The following is a 17164-nucleotide window of genomic DNA, read 5'->3' as shown; positions in this document are numbered from 1 at the left end:
TGCACTTTCTTTGGTGGCAATATTGATCTTTAGGTGATCCCTGCTTCATGCAAATATTTTATTCCTGGCTCTTCCGCCTGTTTTTACCTATTGTCCTTCTACGTCTCTGGTGGAGAGGGCGTAGCCAGCCGGCCTATCGGTTGCGTTTAAGAGAGCGTCTGGGTCAGGTTCCAAAAAGGCACAGCCGGGCACCGTTAATCTGGGTCCATTCTGTATCTGTAGGAGAGACCCTAGCCGCCGTACCAGTGATCTCTAAATTGGCTGCGCTACATACAGACTGGCAGTGGTTGGTAACGACTACAACTCCAACCGGATCCGAGCGCGTACAAGAAGCCTTGCAGCCAATTCTTGGTGGCCGCTTACTTCACTACTACCTTCCCTATGACCTCCCTGAGTGCCTGGTGCCATTTCTCAATGCGCTTAGCCCGAGTGCATTGGTGATTATAGAGACTGAGCTTTGGCCCAACCTACTCAAGCTCTGCTCGAGCAGGAAGATCCCAATTTTATTGGCCAATGCACGGCTCAGTGAAAAATCTGCACGAGGTTACGGGCGTTTTCCCTCTTTGAGTCGAACAATGTTAAACAACCTGGATCGTGTTGTTGCGCAATACCCTGCGGATATGCAGCGGTTTATCGATCTGGGGTTACCAGCGGAGAGAGCAGTAGCCAACGGCAATATCAAGTTTGACCTCAGTATTGATATGGGACTGGCCAGTGAAGCTCAGGCGCTGGCGCACCAGTGGCGGGGGGAGTCTTCCAGGCCTATATGGCTGGCGGCTAGTACCCATGTGGGTGAGGATGAGGTGATCTTGGATGCCTTCTCTATTTTGAAGAGAGAGATTAAAGATCTTTTACTCGTGTTGGTGCCCAGGCATCCACAGCGTTTTGATGGTGTTGCCCGCCTGTGTCGGGAGCGTGGCTTTGCCCTGGTTCGAAGGAGTGAAGGCACAGCCATTAAAGCTAGTGATGAGGTTATTCTGGGAGACACCATGGGGGAGTTACTGCGTTTCTATGGAGCCAGTGATATTGCTTTTGTGGGAGGTAGCTTGGTTTCTGTTGGTGGCCACAACATGATTGAACCCGCTGCCTGGGGTGTGCCAGTTATTTCCGGTCCCCACCTGCATAACTTCGCCACTGTATCCAGTTTGTTGCAGGAGGCTGGAGCCATGGTTGTAGTCGAAGACAGTGAGTCGATGGCTTCACAAGTTCAGGCTTGGCTGGAAGATGTGGGGCAAAGAAAAGCCGCCGGTCAGAGAGGGAAAAAAGTAGCTTCAGAAAATAGCGGTGCTTTGCAGCGCTTACTGGGCGAGGTGGAGCGGCTGGCTACACAGAATGAAGACCAGAGAGAGAATAAAAATCCTGCTCTCTGGTAGATGCGTATACGCAGTTACTTCGAAGGTGCTGGAAGGCTGGTACCGCCAGTTTCCTCTACGCGAGAGACATTATTTGCCGGGTTCAGCATCATATCCAGATCCTGAAGGTCTTTAGGGGATAAGAGCCCTGCAGCTTGCTTCAAACTCAGTGAATTCAGAATGTAGTCGTACAGCGAGTTGGCGTAGTCAGTTTGTGAATCAAACAGGGTCCGCTGAGCCAGGAGCACATCTACAATATTTCGGGTGCCTACTTCGTATCCCGCCTGAGTGGCATCCAATGCACTCTTAGCAGAAACGACGGCTTGCTCACGGGCCGCTACTCTCGATACATCGGTGACAACAGCGCGGTGCAGGGTGCGCGTGGTTTGTATGGTATCTCTCTCTGCAAGAACACTAAGGTCCTGGGCCTGGAAGGCTTGGTTTCTAGCCTGGCGGCGGTTGGCACTGAGGAGGCCACCAGTAAAGATGGGTACGTTTACAGTCACCCCTGCACTTGTTCCCCATTGGTCAATATCTTGGGGGTAACGCAAAAATTGGCTGCCCGTTATGTCGCTGAATCGACTTTTCTCGTTACCATCTTGAGTGAGTTTATTATAAGAAAGCGAGCCAGTGACAGTGGGTAGGTGTTCACTGGCTTCTGCCCGAGCGTTATAGCGGGCGGCATCGGCGCCAAGCCGTGCAGCTTTAAGGACAAAGTTGTTGACGAGGGCAAACTCAACCCAATCGGCGCGATCTGAAGGCACCGGCGGAGCTACCTGGAAGTCATCTACCAGAGGAGCTACTTGATCATGGTAGCCTCCTGTCAATACTGATAGAGCATCAAAGTTACTGAGGAGGTTGTCTTGAGCTGTTAAACGCCGGGCAACGGAACTGTCATAGGCAGCCTGGGAGTCGTAAACATCAGTAATTGCTGTTAGGCCGACTTCGAAGCGCTGTTGCGTCTGTTCCAGCTGTTTAGCCAGGGCTTGTTCTTCGGCAGCAGCTGCCTCGAGGACGTCATAAGCACGTAATACGTCAAAGTAGGCGGTGGCGACACGGATCATCATTTCTTGCTGATTAGCACTGAATTCTGCTGTCGCCTGCTCTGATAATCTCTTGCCCTGTTGATAATCGAACCAGGCAGGGGCATCAAAAATGGCCTGGGTCAGGCTGGCACTATAGGTTCTTTCTTGTAAGGAATCGCTAGTTTGGCTCCTAAAGTCCACTAGTTGGACATCACTGTCGTCGCCATTTTCACTCAAATCCAGTAACTGAGCAGAATTTCGGCTCCTATCAGAGTGAGTTCTAGCAGCTTCGAAAGTAGCATTCACCTGAGGAAGTAATAGTGCCCGGGCCTGGTATTTAGTTTCGATACCTGCATGGTAAGCGGCGCGATCAGCTGCTAATTGGGGATCATTCTCCAGGGCCTGTGTATAGATATCCCACAGGGTGTCGGCTTGTGCCTGCATGGCGCCCAGGCCCAGCAGCGTAGCGGCGATTAGTTTTTTCAGCGGACGCAACTTGCGGCCTTGCGGCTCTGTGCGGTTACTTCTTTTCATCTGTTTCGACTTCCTGTGGAGGGTACGGTCTTCAAGCTTTTGCAAGTTATTTGGAGCTGGTGTCATGTAGTGGGGATATAGAGGGCTCCAGCTTGCGGTTATTACTAATATTGCCAGTCTCCCCAATAGCAGTCGCGAGAGTTTACCCGGGGTCAAACCGACCGTCGAGACGGCAATCGGCTTTTTGCTATATCTTCGTTAAACCGACACCTATGTGCGTTTATCGGTAATTTCTTGGCAATAACTAGGGCCCATTGAATAAGGTTGAGGGCCTATATTTCAATAGACGCGCCTCATAAGCATTTGGATGCGGCAAAAATTGTGCAGAATAAGGCAAGGACTGACTGTCCATGAATGAGGAGCGCAACGCAGTGCTGACCAATTGGCAGAGGGTCTGTCACGAATGCGATCTACTTTTAACCGGCGGCTTGGCGCCTCCGGGACAAAAACTAATTTGCCCACGATGTCGCTGTACTTTGCATCGCAATGGCAATCATAGTATTTACTACACACTGGCTCTCAGTCTAACCGGCCTATTACTGTTTATTCCCTCTGTCAGCTTGCCATTGCTCGACTTCTCCCTGTTCTCATTTGGTGCAGAAAGTACCTTGCTAAATGGCGTTTACTCTCTTTTCAAGGCGGGGTTTATTTGGCTCTCGGCGCTGGTGCTTTTCTGTAGCGTTCTGGCTCCGGTAGGTAAATTTGCCCTGTTGTTATTTATTTGTTGGGGCAGTGCTTGGGCCTGGCTTGACCGGCCGGTATCCAATGCTGTTCGTTTTTACCAGCACTTAAAAGAGTGGGGCATGCTCGATGTCTATATGCTCGGAATTTTGGTAGCCCTGATTAAATTACGGGACTTGGGCAAGATGGAGGTAGAACCTGGTCTGTACTGTTTTGGTGCCATGATGCTACTGGCAAATCTCTCTTCCCTGAGTTTTGACCAAACAGCAATTTGGCACCGCTTAGCACAGCGTCGTGCGCTTAAGGGACAAGCTTGTGAATAGCGTACCAAATAAAGGTTTAAAAAAAGGCTTAACCAGCTGCCTGTGCTGTCATCAATTAATTATTCTTCCCCAAAATGGTCGTTGCCGATGTCCGCGCTGTGGAGCGAGAGTACACAGCAGAATCGAAGGAAGCTTAATGTTAACTTGGGCTCTGACGATTACTGGCACTTTATTGCTTTTACCTGCCAATGTGTTACCGATAATGACGGTAGTTTATTTAGGTGCCGGTGATCCCAGCACTATCATTAGCGGGGTCATGCAACTCTATAACTCGGGAATGTGGGGAATAGCTTTAATTGTCTTTGTTGCCAGTATTGCAGTTCCTGTGATGAAGCTACTGGGATTGGGATTGCTCCTGATCCAAATTCAGTTGCGTCTGTCCTTTGACCCCATTCAGTCCATGAAAATATATCGAGTAGTTTCCGGCATCGGGCGCTGGTCACTCTTAGACTTATTTATGATTTCAATTTTGGTGTCGATAGTGGATATGGGATTTATTTCCCAGGTAACTGCTGGAGCTGGTGCGACAGCTTTTGCCTCTGTGGTAGTGGTAACCATGTTGGCGGCACGAACTTTCGATTCCCGTTTAATTTGGGATGCCTATGACGGAGATTTATATGAGTCTGCAGTAGAGCCAGAAACGGCTCATAGGAGCGCCGCAGAAAATGGCTGATGAGCTGCCCCCGCAGGATACGAGTGATGCGTCTCGCTTGGATGGAGGCGCTCAGCGGGGAGTAGTGCGCGCAAGCAGGGGGTTACCCCTAGTGTGGATTTTACCTTTGATCGCGGGGCTGATTGCTCTCTGGTTGCTCTATCAGGATTTGTCAGAGGGAGACGTTAAAGCCACTATTTTATTTCATTCTGGCGACGGCCTGGTAAAAGGAAAAACGGTGGTCAAATATTCCGGGGTCGATATTGGTATGGTCCAGGATGTACGCCTTGTACCTAATGCGAAAGAGCTGAATGGAGCCGATGGCGTTCTGGCCGAAGTTAGTTTAAATCGCAGTGCAGAATATTTATTGGTAGAGGGCACTGAGTTTTGGGTAGTAAAACCCGAGTTATCTATTACCGGTATTAGCGGTTTGGAAACTCTACTTTCAGGCAATTACATTGCCGTTGAATCAGGTAGTGGAAAGCGCAAGCGCAACTTTGTTGCCCTGGATCAGCCTCCTGCATTTATCCGTGGGGATGGTTTGCGTGTTGTTTTGCAGTCCCGGCGTTTGGGCTCTTTAAGTCGAGGATCGCCAGTATATTATCGTCAGCTGCGAGTCGGTCAGGTAGCGGATTACCGTTTGGATCGAAACGGAACTGAAGTCAGTATCGAATTATTCATTCGTCGGGAATATGCCTATCTGGTTCATCGGGGCAGCCGCTTTTGGAATAGTTCAGGGATCTCTATCGAAGGCGGTATTAGCGGTATCAGTGTCAATTTAGAATCCCTGGCAGCACTTTTTGCCGGAGGCGTAAGTTTTTATACCCCGGAAAATCAACGTCAGTCTCCGCTCGCTGTAAATGGCAGTGAGTTTGAGTTATATAAAAATTTTGCCGCAGCAGATGCGGGAATTCCTGTGACATTAAATTTCGATCAGGGGGTGAATGTTACTCCGGATTCTACGAAGGTTTACTATCAGGGCATCCAGGTAGGGGAAGTCAGTGGGACCAAGGCAAACCGCCGTTTGAATGGTATGGAAGTCAAAGTTCTGATGGATCCTACAACGGATGAATTGCTCACCGAAAATACCCGTTTTTGGCTAGCCCCTCCGAGCTTCGATTTTACTGGCGGACTAAACGATTTAATCCAAGGTAATCGCATAGAAGTAGATTTGCGCAAAGGACAGCGCTCCCAGCGCAATTTCACTGCGCGAACCTCTGCGCCACCGATGGACCCCCGTGTGCCGGGGCTGCATTTACGCCTCACTTCACGCAATCCCGGGTCTTTGCAGCGGGGCGCACCGGTTTATTTTCGCCGTATAGAGGTAGGAAAAGTGCAGGGAATGGAATTGCGTAGGGATGGCGAGGGAGTAGAAGTATATGTGGTGATAGAGCCCCGTTATGCCCACTTTGTGCAGGAAGGCGTTCGGTTCTGGAATGTGAGCGGGTTGCGGGCTACAGCAAGCTTGACCGAGGGGGTGGAAGTGGAGGCAGATTCGCTGATGTCACTTCTGCGCGGCGGTATCGCCTTTGGTATACGCCGGGAAGACCTTGGAAAAGGCGGGCAGGCAAAAAATGGAGACCAGTTCCCTCTTTTCAGCAGTCGGGAAGCGGCTATGGAGGGGGGAATACAAATTCAAGTCAGCCTTGTCAGTGCCGAGGGGCTGAGAGTTGGAGCACCGTTGCGCTACCGCGGGGTACAAGTTGGAGAGATTACTCGCCTGAGACTCGATCGCTCTTTGGGCGAGGTGTGGGCCAGGGCCAAGCTTTATCACCGTGGAGAGCAGTTTGCTCGGGAGGGTACTCGTATATGGGTGGTTTCCCCGCAAATTAGGATCGATAAGATCGCCCATTTGGATACCCTGATTACAGGGCGCTACCTGGCGCTTGAGCCCGGCTTAGGTGATCCTCAGACAAAGTTTTACGCTTTGGAACAGGCACCGGAAGAGGATCTTGCAGAAACTTTTACCCGCCCTGGACTGGGAATTATCCTGGATGCTGCGAGGCGAGGATCTCTGGTAGCAGGGAGTCCGGTTTATTATCGCCAGGTAAAAGTGGGAGAGGTTACAGGTTTTTCCTTGGGGGAGTATGCTGATCGAGTGTATATCTATGTTCATATCGAACCCCAATACCAGCCCCTGGTGCGAGAGCACACGGTGTTTTGGAATGCCAGTGGCGTCGATGTGAATTTCGGTCTGAAAAGTGGGCTTAATATCAACACGGAATCGGCCCAGGCCCTGTTGCAGGGGGGGATCGCATTTGCCACGCCAGAAGCCCCTTTTATGGGATTTGAAGTGGAGTCGGGCAGCCATTTCCCTCTTTACCCGAAAGCTGAACCCAAGTGGTATACCTGGAGTCCTAAGATAGAACTTTACGGCACGGTCGAACCAGTAAAATAAGTACGGAAATGTGGGAGTTTTTATGCGCTATTTATTAACAGGCTTGCTGAGTATCTTGGTATTGGCGGGTTGCCAGGAGATACAGGTTGAAAAAGCCGCTACCGGGGAGCCACCGGTTGCCTTTGCCACGTATAAATGGGGGGTAGCGCCGTTGAGTGGCTCAGAAGAAGCCTCTGCCCAGCTGGTGGAGTTGGATGAAGAAATGCGCGATACCGTTGCCGCAGAGTTACAGCAACGAGGATATCGCCAAGTCTCCCAGGACCAGGATGCGGATATGGTGGTGGATTACCAAGTTGCGGTAGTCGATGAGTTTTTCTCCGGTGATACCCGGGATCCCAGCTGGGACAAGCAGTTTGATAGCAATGCGCCACAAGATGTGGTGGAACTACCGCCCCTGACAGATGCGCCGTTGGTTATTATGAGCGTGGGTATTGGGCGCCCGGGTGGGGCTGTGATTTGGGGGGGGAGAGCCAGCGAACTGTTAACACGCCCCGATAGTATTGAGCAGCGTCAACGACTGATCGCCAATGGGGTTAGCGCTCTTTTACGGGATTTGCCTCCGGCTTATCAATAAGCACGAATTGGCACGAAACGAAAAAATAAGTTTTGCAGCCACCGGGTATTCGGTGGCTGCCATTCACCGCTAGCGCCCTTTCTTCATCAGGTTTTCGTATAGATCGATATAGGAATCGACGATAACCTGTTTCGCATATGTCGTTGCGTACTCCTCGGCCGCATTTTCGATCAGGCTTTGGCGCAATTCCGGCGACTCGATAACAGACTTCATGGCTTTGGCCAGTTCATCGGCATTATCGATAGGTGTAATCAGACCGGTTTTGCCATTGGTAATCACTTCTCCAGGGCCCTGAGAGTCCGTCGCCACTATAGGGCAGCGATGGGCCCAGGACTCCATCACAATAGAGCCTAGGCCCTCATGTCGAGAAGGGCACACGAACATATCCGCAGTGCGCATCAGCGTGGTGACATCGTTGCGCCAACCCAGGAAGCGAACCCGCTCTTCCAGGCCGAGTTGATGGCACAGGGATTTCAATTTACTCTCTTCGGGACCGCTACCGGCGAGCCACAAAGTGGCATTGGGAACCTGGGTGAGTGAATGCAGGAGGGTGTCGAACCCTTTATTGATATGCAGGCGGCCTGCAGCCAGGATCAGGGGCCGGTCTTCCGGAGTATTGAAGCTGTTTCTAGGCAGCGGATTAACTGGTGTCTCATCGGCAAAATTGGGGATATGGAAAATTTTATCCTTGGGGATGCCTCCATCCCTTAAATGCTGGCAGATACCTTTGCTGATGCCGATCCAATAATCTGCGTGACGGTAATACTTCAGGTTGTAATAGTGCCCTAGGCGGCTTACCAACCGGTATTTTTCAGAGTTCGGGGTGATTGAAGTTGCACGTCCCATCCAAGTCATCACGATATCCGGTTGCCATTGGTTCAGGGCATCCCGGTATTTTTTTCGGCCGAGAAAATCCAGCTTGCCACCAAATTTAAAACCTTCGGTTTCAACACTGTTGCTACGCAGTGCCTGTACCCGGTGATCGTGGTTGCGAATAAACGCTTTTTCTGTAATTTCGCTGCGGGGATTTAATCCACTGACGAGACGCACAAAGAAATTCTCAGCACCACCGTGCTCAGCACCGGCGAGTATCTGTGCGACTCGAATTGGGTTATTACTCATAATCTATTGCATCTGATCGAATAGAGTGGTGCAACACTACCTGAGTGTGCCATCCAGATTGATATCTTGAGCCCAAGCATAGTCGTGGCTAAAAGGCTGTAAGCTTGTGGCTTCGACAATGTACTGAGCGTAGAGCTTCGAGTTCATTTCATTGTGGAAAAACTCCCTGGCCCGTGTGGCCCAGGCGCGTCGCTTGGCATCGTCACCGTTAAATTCGCGGATTTTTTCTAATAGGTCCTGCTCATCGGAGAAATAAACGACGCTCTCAGCAGGCAACAAGTCGTCAAAATGTAATTTATCACTGGTGAACTGCAAAATACCGTTGCCCGCCAACTGCGCCATACGTGCTGAGGAATACCAGTAATGAGTATCCTGGCGATTGAAATTCAACCCCATTTTGGTTTGAGATAGAGCGTGGTCGTAGTCGCGACCCCAAACGGGTGCCTCGCCGAAGCTGCCATAGGTTTTAAAGTTCAGCGAATTCCCCAAGGCATCTTTCAGGTTTTTAACCATTTGCAAACGCTTGGTGAAATTATTGCTGTTACTGCAGAAAAGCAGGTCGATGGCTAAATCTGTGCGTTCAGCGTTATTGAGGTTTTCAATCGAGGGTTCAACCGGGTTCGGCATGTGATAAACACGAGCACCAAAGCCCTCAAATATTTTCAGTTCTCTTCGCCCGGTGGATACAAAAACTGCATCGGCGACTTCCGCGCGGTATTTGATTCGCTCGACATTGCTGGGAACAAAGAGGGGATCATTATTGCAGTGAGCGATAAAGCAATTGGGCAGGCGTTGCTTAATGGTCTTCAGGGTGTCGTTCGTGATCATATCGCAGTGGCCTGCGATGATCAGGTCTGGCTCAAAGGCCTCGACAGTTTCCAGCAAGCGTCGGTTCGCCTTTTTTACACCCAGATCGCGAATACCAAAGGGTGCTTCAAACGCGGCGATATCGCGGTCGCTGAACACTTGGGTGTAGTGGTCATTTTTAATCAGGCCGAAGGTAAGCTTTTGTGCCCAGCTAACCCTTGTCTTGCCATAGCGCCGTAGCTGCTGATAGGCGATATTCAGCACTCTCATGTTGTGTACTCTCGAAATTCAACACGGAAACCCGGATAGCCTCTGCAGTCAGCGGCTGGTACGGTGGGCGCAGAGTATAACAGCTGGTACCCCGGTCTTGTCGCGGAAGCAGCGCTGCAAAACCGAAACCTAGGGAAAGACGAACCATGCCACAAGATAACAGTCGAACTGATTTAAACCCGGAGTTCACCGCTGATTCGGTAGACATAATTTCCAGGGAAACCGTGTTTAAAGGATTTTTCACTATGGTGCGCCTGCGATTGCGCCACCGCTTGTTTCGCGGAGGTTGGAGCAATGAAATAGAGCGGGAACTGTTTCAGCGCGGAGAGGCCGTTGGAGTCCTACTTTACGATCCTGTCAGGGACTTGTTGGCGCTAACCGAGCAGTTCCGAACAGGTGCACTGGGACGCCCAGCAGGGCCTTGGTGTCTTGAAGTGGTAGCCGGTATGGTGGAGAAAGGGGAGAGTCTGGAGGATGTAGCGCACAGAGAGGTATTGGAAGAGTCTGGATGTACTGTGGACGACCTGCATTTTATCCACAGTTATATCCCCAGCCCAGGGGGCAGCTCGGAGCGGATACATCTGTATTGTGCCCTGGTAGATTTGGAGCAGGCCGAGGGCGTATTCGGCTTGGCTGAGGAAAATGAGGATATCCGTTTGCGGGTATTCCCGAGGCAGAACGTCGTAGATGCGATGCGGGGGGATTACGCCCCGGGAGAAAACCCGATAGACAATGCCACCACACTGATTTCGGTGCAGTGGCTAGAGTTAAATCGGAAGCGGTTTACTCATATGACGCCACCAGCCTGAGCGGTCACAGCTCTTTGCGCTACTTTACCTGCACAAAAGGTAAACTGAGATGTAAGTCACGGCGGCAATTGAATTGGAGTGTTGATAATGGCTCTAGTGCGTGAGGTAGGTGCGCGTCAGCGCAGGCAGATGAAAATGTCGCCAAATGGCAACGGTAAAGCAGTATATCGCGTCGATTTACCGTCTTATCATGCCGACTGCGACGCTAACTACCTACGTCTACTGAGGCTGCTACCTGAGCTTTCAGAGAGAGAGCAATGGTGCTATCAAATCCCTGGTGGCAGCCTAAAGCTGAGAGTGGTAGCGAGATCCAGGTACACGACAGAAGTGTCACTGGACGCAGAGGTAAATCTCAGTGAAAGCCACTGGCTGGCATCTCCTAACCTGACCGCTCGTCTCTATCACGATGCGCGGATGGCAGAGGTGATAACAGTTAATGGCTGTGGGCCGGTAGGTGGTAAAGGAGTGGATATCGCTTACCCAAATCCCCGTATGCAGCGCGCAGATGAGAGGCCTCAGGCCAACCGTTTTCTCGGTGAGTGGCTTGAGTACTGTCTTGCAAATGGTCGCGCAGAATTTCAATTAGTGCTGGATGGCCGAAAAATTTAATTCTGCGGTAGAACACATGGATGTGATTACAAGGTGAGCAAGTGATTCGCGAGCACAATGAGCCTAGCAGGTCCGATGAGACCAATTCATATCGTCTGATCCAAATAACAGACCCACACATTGGCAGCCGGCCGGATTATCAATTACTGGGTTTGGATACCGGTCATACTTTGGATGAGGTACTGTCCGCAATCGTTTCCAGACAGCAGGCAGCGCAACTGCTGGTGGCGACAGGAGATATTAGCGCGAATGGGGCCGAGGCCTCTTACCGCCGGTTTCTTCAGAAAATGCGCAGGGTGCAGAAACCTTGGTATTGGCTACCGGGGAATCACGACTTAAGCTCTCGTATGAAACAGCTGGCTCCACAACGCTGTACAGAAGTGGTTGCCCTAGGAAATTGGCGCCTTTTGCTTCTCGATACCAGTGTTGAAAACCAGATATGTGGCGGTCTCAGCGAAGCTCAGCTTGAGCGTTTGCAGCTGCTGCTTTGGGAAACCCGGGAACACCCGGTAATGATCATGATGCACCACCAGCCGGTACAGGTGGGTAGTAAGTGGATTGATGGCCATATGCTGCGCGAGGGACGTGAGCAACTCTTGCAAATGGTATCCAAAGCGCCCCAAGTCAAAGCGCTCGTGTGGGGCCATGTACATCAGCAGTTTGATAATCATGAGGGTCGGGTCGGCTTACATGCGACACCTTCCACGTCTGTACAATTTACTCCGGGTAGTGGGCCTTTTGCTGTAGACGACGAGATGCCGGGATATCGTTGGTTCGATTTATATGATGACGGTAGCTATAAAACCGGGGTCGAACGGGTTGAGGTTTCAAAATATTCTGTCGATTTTGCATCTTCCGGCTACTGAGTTACTTCTCCTTGAGATGTGCCTGCTTTTTTGAAGTCCCACTTTGTGGGATTTCTATCGTGTTATTTAAGAGTTTCTAGCTCGCCTTTATTTGTAAAGCCTCCCTTTACGAACTTACCATTATCTTTTTTGTCTTCTGACCGTACAATGAAATTTCCCCAGACTTATGATTATTGATGATATTTGTTTAATGGGGCATACCAGAATCAATAGCAGTATTTGACAGTTGATAAAATACGCTAATAGGTACTGGGGTTTTATTTGTGCTACTGCCCCTCATTTCATGCGTATTTTGCAGCTACTCCGTCCGCTAAGTGGATAACATCGGGAAGTGAGGAATAATAATGAACAGCATATTTGTTTTACCGCTCATTGGCTTGGCGTTATTAGTCGGTGCCTGTGCTCATGATCCCAGTATGGTGGGGGACTCAAAGTTGGCTGAACAGGAGGATAGCCAAGGTTTGGTTCCCAGATCCAGCTCGCTGGATGAAGTTGCCGCGGCCTTTGCTTTTGATATGAGCGGCTCCAAAGTGTTTATTGCCCCTGTGCAAATTGACTACACCAAGCGTTTTTCTTCGTTGCCGCGCACCCGCTACAGAGAGAAAGATTACGAGCTGGATGATAGGGACCTACAGCAGATGAATGCACTGTTGGTCAAAACGTTTGCCGAGAAGTTTCTCGAACCGCGTAACAGCGTGGTAGCAGAGGAGCAGGAAGAGGCAGATTACACATTGTCCTTATCCCTGGAGAAATTTTCGGTAGCTGCGCCATTGGACCCCTCTCCCTGGACCTGGCGCGTCTACACCGAGCAGAGTGCCTATGGCGTACTGGTTGGAACTCTTTATGATCGAGAGGGCAATGCAGTGATGCGCTTCCGGGATCGCCGCGATATCGGTGAGAACTTTGGTGCCTATGGCCCGGGTGGACGCTTGGAGCGCTTTACCAGTGTTACTTTCTGGTCTGATATGCGTGTAGATATGGGGCGGGCCTTTGCCAGTTTGAATCGCACATTGCTGTGATTCCCACACGGTTTGAGGCTTCTGGTTACATAGCGTCCCCGATTGACGATATGGGCGCTATAATCACCGCCTATGCAAACTAATGATCTTCAGGGAAGGCCGGTGCTGATATATCTGCACGGCTTCCTTTCATCACCACAGTCCTTCAAATGCCAGTTGATGCGGGAACGGCTCCAGGCCCAATACCCGCATGTTACCTTCTGTGCACCGCAGATTCCTCCCTATACAGAGGAGGCGCAGAAATCTTTGATGGCACTTGTGGAGGATCTCCTTCGGCAGTCCGATAGGGGATCCATTGGACTGGTGGGGAGCTCTATGGGGGGCTTTTGGTGCACTTACCTTGGTGAGCGCTTCCGATTGCCCGCGGTGCTGATAAATCCCGCAGTGCGCCCCGCGCGCTTTATTCCAGCCTATGTGGGAAAGGTTTTAAAACCCTATAGCGGCGAAGATGAGGAATTTTGCCTTTCCCAGGTTGATGTAGATGCCATGCAGCGGGTACAGGCTGAATTGGAGAAGCCGTTGCAGAGTCGTTACTGGTTGCTGGCCCAACGTGGGGATGAAGTTCTGGATTATCGCGATGCGCAGGATTTCTACCAAGGGCAACGTCAGACCATTGAAGACGCTGGCGATCATAGTTTCCAGGAGTTCGCACGCTATTGCGATCCCATCACCGAATTTCTATTTAACGAGCAGTAATCAATAAGAATTATGGCCAATTATTCCGCCGAAGATATTGAGGTACTCACGGGACTAGATCCGGTGCGTAAGCGCCCCGGGATGTATACCGATACCGCACGCCCAAATCACCTGGCTCAGGAGGTAATCGACAACAGTGTCGACGAAGCCTTGGCCGGACATGCCAAGAAAATTGAAGTGGTGTTACACAAGGACCACTCGCTTTCTGTCAGCGACAACGGCCGCGGCATGCCTGTCGATATCCACCCTGAGCAGGGACGGCCTGGTGTAGAGGTTATCCTCTCCACTCTGCACGCCGGCGGTAAGTTTTCCAATGATAATTACCAATTCTCCGGTGGCCTTCACGGCGTCGGTGTTTCGGTGGTTAACGCCCTCTCAAAAGTTCTGGAGGTTACTATCCAGCGAGATGGCAAGGTTCATCGCATTGGCTTTAAGGATGGTGAAAAGGCCTCCGATCTGGAAGTAGTAGGTGAGTGCGGCAAGCGCACAACAGGCACCAGTGTTCGCTTCTTACCAGATCCCCAATATTTTGATTCCGCCAAATTTTCAGTGGTGCGCCTAAGACACCTTCTGCGTGCCAAGGCGGTGCTCTGCCCGGGTCTCACTGTTACGTTTATCAATGAGCAGGATGGCGAGTCCGATGAGTGGTATTACGAAGATGGCCTCAAGGACTATTTGGCCGCTGCAAATCAGGGTTGGGAAGTACTGCCAGCAGAGCCATTTGTAGGCAGTTTTGCAGCTACTACTGAGGCGGCAGACTGGGCGGTTCAATGGTTGCCAGAGGGCGGAGAGGTCACCGCTGAGTCCTACGTAAACCTGATTCCCACTGCTCAGGGCGGTACCCATGTCAACGGTTTGCGGGCTGGCCTGCTGGAAGCAATGCGCGAATACTGTGAAATCCGCAATCTGCTACCGCGCGGAATTAAATTGGGACCAGAAGATGTTTGGAGTCAGTGTTCTTACGTTCTCTCTGCCAAACTGGCTGATCCCCAATTCTCGGGCCAGACAAAAGAAAGACTTTCCTCCCGTGAAGCGACCGCATTTATTTCCGGTGTCGCCAAAGATGCATTCAGCTTGTGGCTGAATCAGCATACGGAAGAGGGCGATAAACTGGCGGAACTGTGTATTGGCAATGCACAGAAGCGCATGCGCTCCGCGAAAAAAGTTGCACGTAAAAAAGTTACTCAGGGACCGGCCTTGCCTGGCAAACTGGCAGACTGCTCCAGTGGCGATACCACGCGCTCCGAACTCTTTCTGGTGGAGGGTGATTCGGCCGGTGGCTCCGCCAAGCAGGCGCGAGACCGGGAGTTCCAAGCTATCATGCCTCTGCGCGGTAAAATCCTGAATACGTGGGAAGTTGACTCAGGGGAAATTCTCGCTAGTCAGGAGGTGCATGATATTGCTGTAGCTCTCGGTGTGGACCCGGGCAGCGATAACCTGGAAGGCTTGCGTTACAACAAGATCTGTATCCTCGCCGATGCCGACTCAGACGGGCTGCATATTGCTACGCTGTTATGCGCGCTTTTCTTACGTCATTTCCGTCCGTTGGTTACTAACGGTCATGTCTATGTGGCCATGCCCCCACTATTCCGAATTGATATCGGTAAAGACGTTTATTATGCGTTGGATGAATCTGAGAAACAGGGCATTCTCGATCGTATCACTGCGGAAAAGAAAAAGGGCAAGATTCAGGTAACCCGATTTAAGGGATTGGGAGAAATGAATCCTATGCAATTGCGTGAAACTACGATGGACCCCAATACCCGACGTCTCGTACAGCTTTACATAGATTCAGGAGATGACAGTAATCAACTACTAGATATGCTCCTGGCTAAAAAGCGTGCTGGAGACCGCAAGCAGTGGCTGGAAAGTAAAGGGAATCTGGCTGAAGTGGGTTAAGCTCTTAGCTTTCTAACATAGGTATTGGTGTTGCCTTAGTGTACTAAGGCAACAGATCAATGCATATGATTAATATGGGGCGCTCTTCCTTTTGGGGCGCTCTATCTCTCTTTCAGAAGTTGTATCAGTTATCCAGCATTATGGATGCTAATTCAGCTGCATATTATTTAATTCCTTCAATTTAAATTTCTTGTTTTAGCATTATACTTATTTAAAACAGATAACTTCATTGATACGAAAATATATAGCCTTAGCATCTATGTGATATTTTCGATAAAAAAGAAGTGTACAAATCAATCCATTTTATTGGTTTTACTATTTTGTCATTTCTAATTATCTATAGTCTAATTTTTTTAAAAGATGAAATAAGCACCATGTGACAAGTGCCTATATAATGTCTCAATAGTAAGGCTAGCAGTGTTGGGTATTTTGAAAGTCTAAAGTGACAGCATCAAAGGTTATATAATTAATACCTGCTTGACGAGATTAAATTTTGAGTATGCTGTGGGATACATTAAGTGCCGTTGGTGAGCTTGTTGGTGCCTTTGCGGTTGTCGCATCTTTAGTCTATCTTGCCGCTTTAATAAGAGTTCAGAATAAAGAATCGAAGATTGCTTCTATGCATGAGATATCCATTGCTCATCGAGAAGCTGTGGCAGCAATTTGTGACGGACCAATGGCTGACATCTTTGCGAAGGCGATGAAGGATTTTGATTCTTTGTCGAGTGCCGATACTTTAAGGATCATTGGTTTTGTATATCGTTTTTTTAAGATCTGGGAAGAAGCTTATTTCCAATACAAGGCAAACAGGTTGGATTTTACTATTTGGGACTCAATGACTCGTCAATATACAGCATACTTATCAATGGCACCTTTTAAAAGGATATGGGAGTTGCGCTCTGAATATGTAGCTCCCGAATTCCGTGATTATGTCAATTCAAGAGAACCAGTGGATTTGGTTTTACCAAATTCAATTAGTAATAGGGGTGACTCCAAAGGTTAATCTTAAATCATGCCTTAATAGGGCTGTGATTTATCTAGATGTTGTAAAAGGAATCGTCATATTAAATTTGTCTGCTGGTAGCATCACTCTCAACAAGATCAATAATAATCCAATTGTGAAAGAGGTATTTTCTCTTTCTGAGTACCAATAGAAGGTTGTGTAACCGATAGTCAACCTATTGTGAGGTCATGGGAGTAAGTAAATCCAGGATGAAGGTGTGGATTCGAAAATTACGTGCAGAGCGAGCTGGAAGAGTAGTTGAGTATCTAATAGCTTGAGTTCCAAATTAATATTGGAATATTCACAGATTTTTTTTACAAGAAATGAATACTACACGCTTTTAAACTGCTTTCATATATAAAAAGTATGAGATACGATAAAAATATTACTCTATTATCTAAATGGAAAGAAGCTCACATCTCTTAATTTTGACGTCCGAAAATTGTTAAGCTGTCATCTCTTCATCGATTTATTTTGTGTAATCATGTGGGATATCTGGCTTAAAATTGCTAAAAGCTATCCGTA

The 17164-nt window shown here is 49.5% G+C and carries 15 protein-coding genes; 12 read left to right on the top strand and 3 right to left on the bottom strand.

Going from position 1 to position 17164, the window contains the following annotated elements:
• Window positions 1-47 precede the first annotated feature (47 nt).
• On the top strand, window positions 48-1373 hold the full coding sequence (gene waaA / locus ACJJI4_RS18565) for a lipid IV(A) 3-deoxy-D-manno-octulosonic acid transferase (RefSeq protein ID WP_444926091.1): 1326 nt from the start codon (window positions 48-50) through the stop codon (window positions 1371-1373).
• A gap of 14 nt (window positions 1374-1387) precedes the next feature.
• On the opposite strand, the gene ACJJI4_RS18560 is transcribed toward waaA, so the two are convergent.
• A complete protein-coding gene (locus ACJJI4_RS18560; protein ID WP_444926090.1) occupies window positions 1388-2911 on the bottom strand; it encodes a TolC family outer membrane protein in 1524 nt (507 codons plus the stop codon).
• 350 nt (window positions 2912-3261) lie between these two features.
• Here ACJJI4_RS18560 and ACJJI4_RS18555 point away from each other — a divergent pair, with 350 nt between their 5' ends.
• The 4 genes from ACJJI4_RS18555 to ACJJI4_RS18540 all read left to right on the top strand — a co-directional run bounded on the left by ACJJI4_RS18555 (window position 3262) and on the right by ACJJI4_RS18540 (window position 7539).
• The gene (locus ACJJI4_RS18555) at window positions 3262-3915 is read left to right on the top strand and encodes a paraquat-inducible protein A (RefSeq protein ID WP_444926089.1); all 654 of its coding nucleotides are present in this window, start codon (window positions 3262-3264) and stop codon (window positions 3913-3915) included.
• Window positions 3916-4051: 136 nt separating this feature from the next.
• A complete protein-coding gene (locus tag ACJJI4_RS18550) occupies window positions 4052-4588 on the top strand; it encodes a paraquat-inducible protein A (RefSeq protein WP_444926088.1) in 537 nt (178 codons plus the stop codon).
• Window positions 4581-6965, top strand: a complete 2385-nt coding sequence (locus ACJJI4_RS18545) for a PqiB family protein (protein WP_444926087.1) — start codon at window positions 4581-4583, stop codon at window positions 6963-6965. The genes ACJJI4_RS18550 and ACJJI4_RS18545 overlap by 8 nt, the downstream gene beginning before the upstream one ends.
• 22 nt (window positions 6966-6987) lie before the next feature.
• Window positions 6988-7539 carry a DUF4136 domain-containing protein gene (locus ACJJI4_RS18540; protein WP_444926086.1) on the top strand — a complete coding sequence of 184 codons (552 nt, stop codon included), beginning with the start codon at window positions 6988-6990 and terminating at the stop codon, window positions 7537-7539.
• 69 nt (window positions 7540-7608) lie between these two features.
• Here ACJJI4_RS18540 and ACJJI4_RS18535 read toward each other — a convergent pair whose 3' ends face one another.
• Entirely contained in the window at window positions 7609-8661 is a 1053-nt protein-coding gene (locus ACJJI4_RS18535) for a glycosyltransferase (protein ID WP_444892191.1), read from the bottom strand.
• A gap of 36 nt (window positions 8662-8697) precedes the next feature.
• Window positions 8698-9738: a glycosyltransferase family protein gene (locus ACJJI4_RS18530; RefSeq protein ID WP_444926085.1), complete on the bottom strand. Its 1041-nt coding sequence runs from the start codon at window positions 9736-9738 to the stop codon at window positions 8698-8700.
• Between the two features lie 146 nt (window positions 9739-9884).
• Between ACJJI4_RS18530 and ACJJI4_RS18525 the strand changes: the two genes are divergently transcribed.
• The 7 genes from ACJJI4_RS18525 to ACJJI4_RS18495 all read left to right on the top strand — a co-directional run bounded on the left by ACJJI4_RS18525 (window position 9885) and on the right by ACJJI4_RS18495 (window position 16639).
• The gene (locus ACJJI4_RS18525) at window positions 9885-10547 is read left to right on the top strand and encodes an NUDIX domain-containing protein (RefSeq protein WP_444926084.1); all 663 of its coding nucleotides are present in this window, start codon (window positions 9885-9887) and stop codon (window positions 10545-10547) included.
• 87 nt (window positions 10548-10634) lie between these two features.
• A complete protein-coding gene (locus tag ACJJI4_RS18520) occupies window positions 10635-11156 on the top strand; it encodes a DUF1249 domain-containing protein (RefSeq protein WP_444926083.1) in 522 nt (173 codons plus the stop codon).
• Window positions 11157-11197: 41 nt separating this feature from the next.
• Window positions 11198-12022: a 3',5'-cyclic-AMP phosphodiesterase gene (cpdA, locus tag ACJJI4_RS18515; protein ID WP_444926082.1), complete on the top strand. Its 825-nt coding sequence runs from the start codon at window positions 11198-11200 to the stop codon at window positions 12020-12022.
• 344 nt (window positions 12023-12366) lie between these two features.
• On the top strand, window positions 12367-13041 hold the full coding sequence (locus tag ACJJI4_RS18510; protein WP_444926081.1) for a hypothetical protein: 675 nt from the start codon (window positions 12367-12369) through the stop codon (window positions 13039-13041).
• A gap of 102 nt (window positions 13042-13143) precedes the next feature.
• Entirely contained in the window at window positions 13144-13737 is a 594-nt protein-coding gene (locus tag ACJJI4_RS18505; RefSeq protein WP_444926080.1) for a YqiA/YcfP family alpha/beta fold hydrolase, read from the top strand.
• Between the two features lie 12 nt (window positions 13738-13749).
• The gene (gene parE, locus ACJJI4_RS18500) at window positions 13750-15636 is read left to right on the top strand and encodes a DNA topoisomerase IV subunit B (protein WP_444926079.1); all 1887 of its coding nucleotides are present in this window, start codon (window positions 13750-13752) and stop codon (window positions 15634-15636) included.
• A 493-nt stretch (window positions 15637-16129) separates the two neighbouring features.
• Entirely contained in the window at window positions 16130-16639 is a 510-nt protein-coding gene (locus tag ACJJI4_RS18495; RefSeq protein WP_444926078.1) for a hypothetical protein, read from the top strand.
• The last annotated feature ends 525 nt before the right edge of the window (window positions 16640-17164 follow it).

The organism is Microbulbifer maximicatervae (SeqCode) (assembly GCF_052467305.1).
Note: the sequence above shows the minus strand (reverse complement) of the source record. Positions and strands in the feature narration are given on the sequence as shown.

What these genes read in the sequence shown, in the direction of transcription:
- waaA (WP_444926091.1), top strand. Translation starts at nt 48, where the DNA reads ATGCAAATATTTTATTCCTGGCTCTTCCGCCTGTTTTTACCTATTGTC.
- ACJJI4_RS18560 (WP_444926090.1), bottom strand. Translation starts at nt 2,911, where the DNA reads ATGAAAAGAAGTAACCGCACAGAGCCGCAAGGCCGCAAGTTGCGTCCG.
- ACJJI4_RS18555 (WP_444926089.1), top strand. Translation starts at nt 3,262, where the DNA reads ATGAATGAGGAGCGCAACGCAGTGCTGACCAATTGGCAGAGGGTCTGT.
- ACJJI4_RS18550 (WP_444926088.1), top strand. Translation starts at nt 4,052, where the DNA reads ATGTTAACTTGGGCTCTGACGATTACTGGCACTTTATTGCTTTTACCT.
- ACJJI4_RS18545 (WP_444926087.1), top strand. Translation starts at nt 4,581, where the DNA reads ATGGCTGATGAGCTGCCCCCGCAGGATACGAGTGATGCGTCTCGCTTG.
- ACJJI4_RS18540 (WP_444926086.1), top strand. Translation starts at nt 6,988, where the DNA reads ATGCGCTATTTATTAACAGGCTTGCTGAGTATCTTGGTATTGGCGGGT.
- ACJJI4_RS18535 (WP_444892191.1), bottom strand. Translation starts at nt 8,661, where the DNA reads ATGAGTAATAACCCAATTCGAGTCGCACAGATACTCGCCGGTGCTGAG.
- ACJJI4_RS18530 (WP_444926085.1), bottom strand. Translation starts at nt 9,738, where the DNA reads ATGAGAGTGCTGAATATCGCCTATCAGCAGCTACGGCGCTATGGCAAG.
- ACJJI4_RS18525 (WP_444926084.1), top strand. Translation starts at nt 9,885, where the DNA reads ATGCCACAAGATAACAGTCGAACTGATTTAAACCCGGAGTTCACCGCT.
- ACJJI4_RS18520 (WP_444926083.1), top strand. Translation starts at nt 10,635, where the DNA reads ATGGCTCTAGTGCGTGAGGTAGGTGCGCGTCAGCGCAGGCAGATGAAA.
- ACJJI4_RS18510 (WP_444926081.1), top strand. Translation starts at nt 12,367, where the DNA reads ATGAACAGCATATTTGTTTTACCGCTCATTGGCTTGGCGTTATTAGTC.
- parE (WP_444926079.1), top strand. Translation starts at nt 13,750, where the DNA reads ATGGCCAATTATTCCGCCGAAGATATTGAGGTACTCACGGGACTAGAT.